General features: G+C 60.3%; 10 protein-coding genes. 4 read left to right on the forward strand and 6 right to left on the reverse strand.

What is annotated here, in order from left to right:
• Positions 1-11 precede the first annotated feature (11 nt).
• Genes AC1RTA_RS06975 through AC1RTA_RS06995 form a run of 5 tightly spaced genes read right to left on the reverse strand, consistent with a single transcriptional unit; the run spans position 12 to position 4,972 of the window.
• Entirely contained in the window at positions 12-2,141 is a 2,130-nt protein-coding gene (locus AC1RTA_RS06975; RefSeq protein WP_492784339.1) for a type IV pilus secretin PilQ, read from the reverse strand.
• A complete protein-coding gene (locus AC1RTA_RS06980) occupies positions 2,138-2,668 on the reverse strand; it encodes a pilus assembly protein PilP (protein ID WP_492784340.1) in 531 nt (176 codons plus the stop codon). Before AC1RTA_RS06980 ends, AC1RTA_RS06975 begins: the two co-directional genes overlap by 4 nt.
• Complete coding sequence (locus tag AC1RTA_RS06985; protein ID WP_492784341.1) at positions 2,665-3,327, reverse strand: type IV pilus inner membrane component PilO; 663 nt, start codon at positions 3,325-3,327, stop codon at positions 2,665-2,667. Before AC1RTA_RS06985 ends, AC1RTA_RS06980 begins: the two co-directional genes overlap by 4 nt.
• A complete protein-coding gene (locus AC1RTA_RS06990; RefSeq protein WP_492784342.1) occupies positions 3,327-3,896 on the reverse strand; it encodes a PilN domain-containing protein in 570 nt (189 codons plus the stop codon). Before AC1RTA_RS06990 ends, AC1RTA_RS06985 begins: the two co-directional genes overlap by 1 nt.
• A complete protein-coding gene (locus AC1RTA_RS06995; protein ID WP_492784343.1) occupies positions 3,893-4,972 on the reverse strand; it encodes a pilus assembly protein PilM in 1,080 nt (359 codons plus the stop codon). The genes AC1RTA_RS06990 and AC1RTA_RS06995 overlap by 4 nt, the downstream gene beginning before the upstream one ends.
• A gap of 162 nt (positions 4,973-5,134) precedes the next feature.
• Here AC1RTA_RS06995 and AC1RTA_RS07000 point away from each other — a divergent pair, with 162 nt between their 5' ends.
• Together AC1RTA_RS07000 and AC1RTA_RS07005 are read left to right on the forward strand one after the other, a co-directional pair.
• Entirely contained in the window at positions 5,135-7,450 is a 2,316-nt protein-coding gene (locus tag AC1RTA_RS07000) for a penicillin-binding protein 1A (RefSeq protein ID WP_492784344.1), read from the forward strand.
• A 12-nt stretch (positions 7,451-7,462) separates the two neighbouring features.
• Positions 7,463-7,819 carry a DsrE/DsrF/TusD sulfur relay family protein gene (locus AC1RTA_RS07005; RefSeq protein WP_416243235.1) on the forward strand — a complete coding sequence of 119 codons (357 nt, stop codon included), beginning with the start codon at positions 7,463-7,465 and terminating at the stop codon, positions 7,817-7,819.
• Between the two features lie 38 nt (positions 7,820-7,857).
• On the opposite strand, the gene cyaY is transcribed toward AC1RTA_RS07005, so the two are convergent.
• Positions 7,858-8,175, reverse strand: coding sequence for an iron donor protein CyaY (gene cyaY, locus AC1RTA_RS07010; RefSeq protein ID WP_492784345.1), 318 nt, complete (start codon positions 8,173-8,175; stop codon positions 7,858-7,860).
• Between the two features lie 120 nt (positions 8,176-8,295).
• Here cyaY and lptM point away from each other — a divergent pair, with 120 nt between their 5' ends.
• Complete coding sequence (gene lptM / locus AC1RTA_RS07015) at positions 8,296-8,469, forward strand: LPS translocon maturation chaperone LptM (RefSeq protein ID WP_492784346.1); 174 nt, start codon at positions 8,296-8,298, stop codon at positions 8,467-8,469.
• Positions 8,466-9,722, forward strand: coding sequence for a diaminopimelate decarboxylase (gene lysA, locus AC1RTA_RS07020; protein ID WP_492784347.1), 1,257 nt, complete (start codon positions 8,466-8,468; stop codon positions 9,720-9,722). The genes lptM and lysA overlap by 4 nt, the downstream gene beginning before the upstream one ends.
• The last annotated feature ends 47 nt before the right edge of the window (positions 9,723-9,769 follow it).

Below are 9,769 nucleotides of genomic sequence, written 5' to 3' on the forward strand. Positions count from 1 at the left end.
TCCTTCACGAATCAACGCAGCGCCAATCCTTCAGCAATGATCTTCGGCGTAATGAACACCAGAAGCTCCACCTTTTCCCGGTCAGTACTGGTGTTCTTGAAGAGGAAACCGACATACGGCAAGTCTCCCAGGAAGGGAATGCGGCTCACGGAACGGTTTTCCGTCTCTTCGTAAATACCGCCGATCACCACAGTGCCTCCGTTATCGACCAGGACATCGGTCTTGATATGCTTGGTCTTGATGGCGATGGTGCCCCCCGCCAAGGTTGTGTCAGGCACATCCTTGTTGATGTCCAGAGCCATCATCACCCGACCATCCGGAGTAATCTGTGGCTTGACCTTTAGGGACAAGTTTGCCTTCTTGAAAGCCACGGCCGTGGCCCCGGCACTGGTTGCCTGCTGATAAGGAATTTCCACCCCTTGCTCGATCAAAGCTTCGGTCTGGTCTGAGGTCATGACTCGCGGACTAGACACCACCTTACCCTTGCCATCGACTTCCAAGGCTGACAACTCAAGATTCAGGAAGCGAGTTGCGCTGGGGTTGAAGAGGATGAGGGAAAAAGCCCCCGGCTGAGAACCCTTAATCGAGGTTGCCGGCAAATTAACACTAGTCGCAGAGTTATTCCGGGTGGTGCCGTCAGCGATGTAATTTGGCACCGTACTTGTTTGCCCCGTGTGGTAAGCGGTGTCATTAAGAGATCCGCCAATCCGGCTCTGAATGCGGTTCGAGCCAGAAACTACACTGCTCACATCGTGGAAACCTAGACGGGCACCAAGATTCTTGCTGAAGCTGTCACTCGCTTCAACGATACGAGCCTCAATCATTACCTGACGCACAGGAATGTCTATCTTGGCGATCAGCTTGCGCAACTCCTCCAAACGACCAGGTGTGTCTTGTATAAATAGAGTATTAGTCCGGGGATCAATTACCGCACTACCCCTCTTCGACAGAATACGCTGCTTCTCATCCGTCAGAATTTTTTGGAAGGCCTCAGCTCGCTGATAGTTTAGCTGGAAGCTCTCGGTCTTGAGAGGTTCTACATCGCTAATCAACTGCTTAGACTGAAGCTCCAATTCCTCTTTCTTCAGCAATTCGTCCTTTGGCGCAATCAGCAGCACATTGCCGCGCTTGCGCTTGTCCAGACCACCTCTCTCAAGGATCAGGTCAAAGGCTTGATCCCAAGGCACATTCTGCAAACGCAGACTGATAGAGCCATTTACTGTATCGGACATGACTACGTTGTAGCCAAACTCCTCGCCCAAGGTCTGCAGCAATTGTTTGATTGGGGTATTCTGAATATTCAGGGAAATGCGATCACCGCCATAGTCTGTCGCAGAGGCTGACTTGGTTAACTTGTTGGGATCTTCGGCCACCCGCTTTACTTCAACCACAAACTGGTTATCGGCTTGATACGCCTGGTGTTCCCAAAGACCATTCGGGCTGATAACTAGACGGGAGTTACCTCCTTGCACAGATGCCACGATGGCAGACACGGGGGTACCGAAATCAGCCACATCAAATTTGCGCCTCAGATTTTCCGGCAAGGTTGCCTTGAGAAAATCGACCACAAGCTCCTGTCCTTGCTGGCGGATATCGATTCCCATATTGGGGTCGCTGAGTTCAACAACAATACGCCCTTCACCACGCTCTCCCCGGCGGAAATTGAGGTCACGCACAGCGTGCGAAACAGGGGAAAAAGTCTTTTCGGCAAAGACGGCGACCTTTCCTCCTACCGTCTCTGGCCCCTTGATGGCAGACAAGGTGATGTAGAGTTGCCCATCGACCAGCTTGGCTTCGTGAGTCATTGGTTGATTCAGGTTCAGCACCAGCCGCGTTCTGTCACCAGACTGGACCACATTGACACTACGCAAGCCACCACTACTGACGGGCTCCACTGTTTTGCCAAGGCCATTGGCAGTATTCAGGAAGTCAAAGGCGATGCGAGCCGGATTGGCGACGCTGAAACTGGGAGGAACCTCACTCAGGGGCTGCTTCAGTGCAACTTTAAGCGTTACCGAGTCACCCAGCGGAGCCACGTTCAGCGTATCAATGGTGTTGTCAGCAGCTGATGCAGACACCATTCCGCCCAGCACCAGCACACTCCAGGCACACAATGCGCCACACAATTTTTGGAAAGTCATTTTCCGGCTCCCTGTTCCTGCAGATGCAAAGCGCTAACCCGTTCAATCCAGTCACCCGAGGAATCCTGCACGAGTTCCCGCACCGACAATTCAGTCTCGGTCAGGCTGGTGATAATCCCAAAGTCCTGCCCGATATAATTCCCAATCTTTACCTGATGCACAGCACCGTCCGCCAGAATCAAGGCATTCGGCATTTTCCCGCGCTGCAGGAACCCCACATATTTCAACGACTCCAGCGGGAAGGACTCCAGGGGCTCCTTGGGCCGATTGAAGTCGGGCCGCAAACCACCGCCACCCTTCTTGTGCTCTGGCTCTAGCTTCGCCACACGGAATGGGTCGATCAGGCTCGCTGCCTCATAGCTGACCGGCTCGTACGGCTTTACATCGGGCAGAGGAGGAATCTTGCCGCGCAGATTTTTTGAGGACTCGGCCATCCAGGCTCGCAGATCATCATGATCGCTCTCCCCGCACCCTGGCAGCAGACCCAGCAAGGAAACAGCTAGAAGGCAGGCAAAAAACTTGCTCATTTCTTCCCCCCCCCGCGCTTCTTGTTCTTCGCCAACTCCTCTTCATCAAGGTAACGGAAGGTTTTTACCGTGGCATCCAATACCAGGGTTCCATCCTTGCCTGCAGGCGGCGCAATGACAATATTGTTGAGGGTGACAATCCGGGGGAGCTTACCAATATCAGAAGCAAACGCACCGAAATCATGATAACTACCAGTCAGACGCACCGTAACAGGCAGTTCCGCATAGAAATCGCGCACCACCTCGCCTCCCGGCCGAAACAACTCAAACGACAAGCCACGACCTAGGCCAGCTTGGTTGATTTCCACCAGCAGCGCTTCGACCTCAGCTTTATTCGGCAACTGCTTCAGCAGGGCACCGAAGGAACGGTCGATCTCGTTCAGTTGCTGCTTGTACAGATCTAGATTGATGGCCTGCTGTTTCTTATTGACGAACTCATCCTTGAGCTTGGTTTCTTCCTGACGACGACCATCCAGCGTCTCAAGCTGTTCGCTCCAGAACAAAAACCATCCGCCCACCAAAATCCCGACAAATAAAGCAAACAACACTGTTACTCGGGGAATTACCGGCCAAGCTCCGACATCATTAGGATTGAGACTCTGAAATTCCTCGGCAATCCTCTTGAAGTCGAAGGCCGGCAAGGAAATTTTTGGTTTCATCAGGGTTTCTCCTTCTTCTGCTCAGGATTGCCCCGGGTCAGCATCACCGTCATGCCGAATTCACTGAGTCGCCTTCTGTTGACGTCCACCGCCTTGATTTCCAGGAGATTTGGCCGCTCCAGCCAAGGCGACGCTTCCAGATTCCGCATCAGGGTAGAAACCCGTGCATTGGACTGGGCATAGCCTGCCAAGGTCACCTTGGCCCCATCCTGGCGGATGGACTTGAGGTAAATCCCCTCAGGTATCTGCACAGTCAGTTCCGAAAGCAACCTCACCGCCTCGGCACGGTCCCGCTGCAGTGATTCAATCACCCGCTTCCGGGCCAACAGGGCCTGGGTCTGCTCCTTAAGGCGCTTGATTTCATCGATCTGCTTATCCAGCGCTTTGACCTCCTTTTTCAGGAAGTCATTCTTTTCCTCCTGGAGGCTGATATACCCACCGATCACCGTGTAGACCAGAAACACGATCAACGCTGCCAGCACGGAAATCATTCCGGCCAGGGCGTAGAACTGCTGACGCCTAGCCTTGCGCTTTTCTTCCCGATGGGGAAGCAGATTGATACGGATCATTCTTCGAACCTCCGCAAGGCCAGCCCGCAGGCCACTACCAACGAAGAGGCATCATTGACCAGGTTGCGCGGCCGGACGCGGTCCGAGACGGACATGCCGGCGAAGGGATTGGCGACCAGGCAGTTGACCTGGGTCCGAGTGGCCACCACTTCGTCCAGCCCGGGAATGGCCGCACATCCACCGGCCAGGACCAGATGATTGACCTGGTTGTACTGGGTGGAAGTGAAGAAGAACTGCAGGGCCCGGGAGACTTCCAGCGCCAGGCTTTCCATGAAGGGACGCAACAGTTCGGCTTCGTAGTTCTCCGGCAGGCCGCCGTTGCGTTTGGCTGCATCGGCCTCTTCGAAGCTCATGCCGTACTGGCGGACGATGTCCTGGGTCAGCTGGGCGCCACCGAAGGCCTGCTCCCGGGCATAGACCTGCTGACCATTTCGCATCACGGTCAGGTTGGTGACGTTGGCGCCGATATCCACAATCGCCACCACCTGGTTCTTTCCCTGGTCCGGCAACTGGCGCTCGATCAGTTCGAAGGCGGCGAGGGCGGCATAGGACTCCACGTCCATGACCGCTGCCTTGAGCCCGGCTGCTTCGGCCACGGCCACCCGGTCTTCCACCTTTTCCTTGCGGGAGGCGGCAATCAGCACTTCCACCTCATCCGGCGAGGACGGGGCGGTACCGATAACCTGGAAGTCCAGGTTCACTTCCTCCAGGGCGAAGGGAATGTACTGGTTGGCCTCGGATTCGACGAGTACTTCCAGTTCTTCTTCCCGCTGTCCGGCCGGAACGATGATCTTCTTGGTGATGACGGCCGCGGCCGGCAAGGCCATGGCTACCTGACGGGTGGAAGTACCCATGCGTTTCCACGCCCGCTTGACGGATTCCGCCGCGGCTTCCAGATTGACGATATTGCCATCCGCAATGACGTCCCGGGACAGCACTTCGATGGTATATCGCTCGACGCGGAAACCATCCTTGGCATTACCGGAAAGCTCGACCATCTTGACGGCGGACGAACTTATGTCCAGACCGATCAAGGGCTTGGCCTTCGGATTGAATATCGAGAGGTCGAGCTGCAAACCGGACTCCCCAAAAAAGTCCCTTTAAATATATATAGTTAGGGACAATACAGATAATTTACTTTAGATGCTAGCAGCAACTATAGAGCATGTAAAGCGAATTAACCCCGGCAAAAGGGCCGGCGTATAATCCGCGTTTCCCGTCGTTACAGGTCTGCCCCTTTGCCTGCCCTGCCCGCCCTCCCCCCGGCCCTGCGCTGGATTCTCTTTCCCGTCTTCATCGTCGCCGGACTCGCCGTCATCGGTGCCGCCCTGGCGGGTATGGTGCTGATCCTGGCCTATCCCAACCTGCCTTCTCTGGAAGTCCTCACCGATTACCGGCCGAAGATTCCCTTACGTGTTTACTCGAGTGACGGCGCCCTGATCGGTGAATTCGGCGAGGAGCGTCGGGCCCTGGTGCGCATCCAGGACGTGCCCCCGGTGATGAAGCACGCCATCCTGGCGGCCGAGGACGAGCGCTTCTACCAGCACGGTGGCGTGGACACCCTGGGGGTGTTGCGGGCGGCGGTGGCCAACCTTTCCGGCGGCGGCAAGCGCCAGGGAGCTTCCACCATCACCATGCAGGTGGCGCGCAACTTCTTCCTCTCCAGCGAGAAGACCCTGTCCCGCAAGTTCTATGAGGCCCTGCTCTCCTTCAAGATCGAGCACAACCTCAGCAAGGACGAGATTCTCCAGCTCTACATCAACCAGATTTACCTGGGCCAACGGGCCTACGGCTTTGCCGCCGCCGCCCAGATATATTTCGGCAAGTCCCTCAACGACATCACCGTGGCCGAGGCGGCCATGCTGGCCGGCCTGCCCAAGGCCCCCTCCTCCTTCAACCCGGTGGTCAATCCCAAGCGGGCCCGCCTGCGCCAGCAATATGTATTGCGGCGCATGCACGAACTGCATTTCATCGACGACAAGCAGCACGAGGAAGCCCTAAAACAAACATTGGTGGTGAAGCGGGATGCCAACGAGTTCTCGGTGCACGCCGACTACGTGGCCGAAATGGCCCGCCAGATCGCTGCCGAACGCTTCCCCGACGACGTCTATACCCGCGGCCTGCGGGTGTACACCACCATCCTCAAGGCCGACCAGGAAGCCGCCTACCAGTCCCTGCGCAAGGGGGTCATGGACTACGACCGGCGCCACGGCTACCGGGGGGCGGAAGCCTACGCCGACATGAAGGAAGTGCAGACCGACCAGGACGAAGACCTGGAAGACCTTCTCTCCGACCATAACGACGTGGGCGACCTGCAGGCCGCCATCGTGCTGCAGGCCGACACCAAGACCGTCAAGGCCTACAAGCGGGGAGGCGAGCTAGTGGTGCTCTCCGGCGACTCCCTCAAGTTCGCCGCCCGCATGCTGGATGACAAGGCACCCCCCAACAAGCGCCTGAAGCGGGGCGCCATCATCCGCCTGCAGAAGGACGACAAGGGCAACTGGCAGATCAGCCAGCTGCCGGAAGTGGAATCGGCCTTCGTCGCCACCGACCCCCGGGACGGCGCCATCCGCGCCCTGGTGGGCGGCTTCGACTTCAGCCGCAACAAGTACAACCACGTCACCCAGGCCTGGCGCCAGCCCGGCTCCAGCTTCAAGCCCTTCATCTACTCGGCGGCCCTGGAGAAAGGCTACACCCCGGCCACCATTGTCCAGGATTCGCCCATCGTTATTCCCGCCAGCGCCACCGGCAGCACCCCGTGGGAGCCGCATAACTACGACGGCAAGTATGAAGGCCCGATGAAGCTACGCACGGCCCTGGCCAAGTCCAAGAACATGGTCTCCATCCGCGTGCTGCAGGCCATCGGCACCCAGTACGCCCAGGACTACGCCACCCGCTTCGGTTTCGACGCCGAGAAGCACCCGCCCTACCTGACCATGGCCCTGGGCGCCGGCTCCGTCACACCCTGGCAGATGGTCAGCGCCTACGCCGTCTTCGCCAATGGCGGCTACCGCATCCAGCCCTACGTGGTGCGGGACATCCGGGACGACAAGGGCAACATCCTGGCCCAGGCCCAGCCGGTGCCGGTGGGCGACGAAGGCAACCGGGCCATCGACCCGCGCAATGCCTACCTGATGGATTCCATGCTGCGCGACGTGGCCATCTTCGGCACCGCCGCCAAGGCCTCGGTGCAGCTCAAGCGCCGCGACCTGGCCGGCAAGACCGGCACCACCAACGACTACATTGACGCCTGGTTCTGCGGCTACCAGGCCACCGTGGTGGGCTGCGCCTGGGTCGGTTTCGACCAGCCGAAGAAGCTGGGCAGCGGCGAGACCGGCGGGCTGGTGTCCCTGCCCATCTGGATCAATTACATGCACACGGCCCTCAAGGACGTGCCGGAGAGCTTCCAGCCGGCGCCCGAAGGCCTGGTATCCGTGGATGTGCCGAGCGAACGCTCCAAGACCGGCACCGCCAAGGAGTTCTTCTATAGCGAAAACGTACCCGCCGAAGTGCCGCCCGAACCCAAGGATGACGGCAGCAAGCCGGTGGATTGAGCGGGAACCGCCATGCAGAACGTACTCATCATCGTGCACGCGCCGCCCTACGGCAGCGAGCGGGTGCTCTCCGCCCTGCGCCTGGCCACGGCCCTGGCCGGCAACGAAGCCCGGCCGGCGGTGCGCCTCTTTCTCATGTCCGATGCGGTGGTGGCCGGTCTGGCCAATCAGGTGGATGCGGCCGCCGGTGGCGGCCTGCGGGAGATGATCGAGGCCCTGGTGGCCCAGGGCGTACCGGTGAAGCTGTGCCGGACCTGTGCCCAGGCCCGGGGCGTGCATGAACTGCCCCTGATCGCCGGCACCGCCATCGGCACCCTGCCGGAACTGGCCCAATGGACCCTGGAGGCGGACAAGGTCCTGACCTTCTAACGGGCAGACACCTCAGAGGCGGCCATGCCGCCTCGCCCTCAGCGCAGAGGCACGGGCTCCCCGGCCTGCTCGGCAAGCAGGCGCTCCAGCTTGGCAAAGAGTTCGGCCCCGTCCCGGGTGTCGATCCAGCAGCCGTTGTCGGGGCGGAAGTGGAAGCCGCCGGAGCGGGCCGCCACCCAGATTTCCCGGGCGGCGCCGTGACGGTTGATGATCATCTTGGAACCGTCGGCAAACTCCACTTCGAGCACGCCGCCGGCACCCAGTTCGAAATCCACATCGGCCCCGCTGTTTTCCAGGCCGGCCTCGATGGCCGCCAGGGTTTTTTCCGCCAGGGCGTTGAATTCGCTTTCTTCCATATCCGATCCATTCTGCTGTGAAGGCAAGGGTTTGGGCCCTGTGCTACCATGACCGGTCACGACAAGGGCGGCCTCCTGGGGCCCTCTCCTTGCGCCCGAATTCCAAGTGAGCCGTAAGCCATGCACCTACGTTATCTGATTGCCGGCCTGCTGGCCCTGACGCTGACCGCCTGCGGCAGCAAGGGCCCCCTGGTCTATCCGCCGTCTGCCGACGGGCAGGCCCGGCCGGCACCGAACACCGGCGCCAATCCTAACATGCAGTCCCCCTCCCCTTCCCAGATACAGCCGCAATGAACTTCTTCTCCCGCAAAAACGGCGTCCTGCACGCCGAAGCCGTTGCCCTGAGCAGCATCGCCGCCCGGTTCGGCACGCCCACCTACGTCTATTCCCGGGCCGCCCTGGAAGCCGCCTACGGCGAGTTCCGCGATGCCCTGGCCGCCCATCCCGCCGGTGCCGGCGGCCTGGTCTGCTACGCCGTCAAGGCCAACTCCAACCTGGGCATTCTCAGCCTCTTCGCCCGCCTTGGCGCCGGTTTCGACATCGTTTCCGGCGGCGAACTGGAACGGGTCCTGGCCGCCGGCGCCGAGGCCGGCAAGGTGGTCTTCTCCGGCGTCGGCAAGACCGAAGCGGAAATGGCCCGGGCCCTGGAAGTGGGCATCCGCTGCTTCAACGTCGAGTCCGTGCCCGAACTGGACCGCCTCAACGCCGTCGCCGTGCGCCTGGGCAAGAAAGCCCCCCTGAGCCTGCGGGTCAATCCCAATGTGGATGCCAAGACCCACCCCTATATTTCCACCGGCCTCAAGCAGAACAAGTTCGGCGTCGCCTACGAGGATGCCCTGGCCCTCTACCGCCGCGCCGCCAGCCTGCCCGGCATCGAGGTCACCGGCATCGACTGCCACATCGGCTCCCAGCTGCTCGACGCCGCCCCCTTTGCCGAAGCCCTGGACAAAGTGCTGGCCCTGGTGGACCAGCTGGCCGCAGCCGGCATCCGCCTGCACCACATCGACCTGGGCGGCGGCCTCGGCATCCGTTACCTGGACGAAGCGCCGCCCCGGGTGGCCGATTACCTCACCCCCCTGCTGCAGAAGCTGGAAGGACGCGGCCTGCAGGTCATCCTGGAGCCGGGCCGCCGTCTGGTGGGCAATGCCGGCCTGCTGCTGACCAAGATCGAGTACCTGAAGCCGGGCGAGGAAAAGAACTTCGCCATCGTGGACGCGGCCATGAACGATCTGATGCGCCCCGCCCTTTACGATGCCTACCACGACATCGTCGAAGTGGCTCCGGGCAATGCCGCCAAGGCCAGCTACTCCATCGTCGGCCCCATCTGCGAATCCGGCGACTTCCTCGGCCACGGCCGGGAACTGGCGGTGGTGCCGGGCGACCTGCTGGCGGTGATGTCCGCCGGCGCCTACGGTTTCTCCATGAGCTCCAACTACAACACCCGCCCCCGGGCGGCCGAGGTCATGGTGGACGGGGACCAGGTGCACCTGGTGCGCCGCCGCGAGACCGTGGCCGAGCTGTTCGCCCTGGAAAGCCCCCTGCCCTGACCCCCGCGGGTGCCGCGGCAAAATGTCGCAGCGGCACCCCACATCCC

It is taken from the genome of Azospira sp. MPR-E4 (genome assembly GCF_058809645.1).

Bases quoted from the DNA above. Each gene is read 5' to 3' on its own strand.
- AC1RTA_RS06975 (WP_492784339.1), bottom strand. From the start codon at position 2,141: ATGACTTTCCAAAAATTGTGTGGCGCATTGTGTGCCTGGAGTGTGCTG.
- AC1RTA_RS06980 (WP_492784340.1), bottom strand. From the start codon at position 2,668: ATGAGCAAGTTTTTTGCCTGCCTTCTAGCTGTTTCCTTGCTGGGTCTG.
- AC1RTA_RS06985 (WP_492784341.1), bottom strand. From the start codon at position 3,327: ATGAAACCAAAAATTTCCTTGCCGGCCTTCGACTTCAAGAGGATTGCC.
- AC1RTA_RS06990 (WP_492784342.1), bottom strand. From the start codon at position 3,896: ATGATCCGTATCAATCTGCTTCCCCATCGGGAAGAAAAGCGCAAGGCT.
- AC1RTA_RS07005 (WP_416243235.1), top strand. From the start codon at position 7,463: ATGCAGAACGTACTCATCATCGTGCACGCGCCGCCCTACGGCAGCGAG.
- cyaY (WP_492784345.1), bottom strand. From the start codon at position 8,175: ATGGAAGAAAGCGAATTCAACGCCCTGGCGGAAAAAACCCTGGCGGCC.
- lptM (WP_492784346.1), top strand. From the start codon at position 8,296: ATGCACCTACGTTATCTGATTGCCGGCCTGCTGGCCCTGACGCTGACC.
- lysA (WP_492784347.1), top strand. From the start codon at position 8,466: ATGAACTTCTTCTCCCGCAAAAACGGCGTCCTGCACGCCGAAGCCGTT.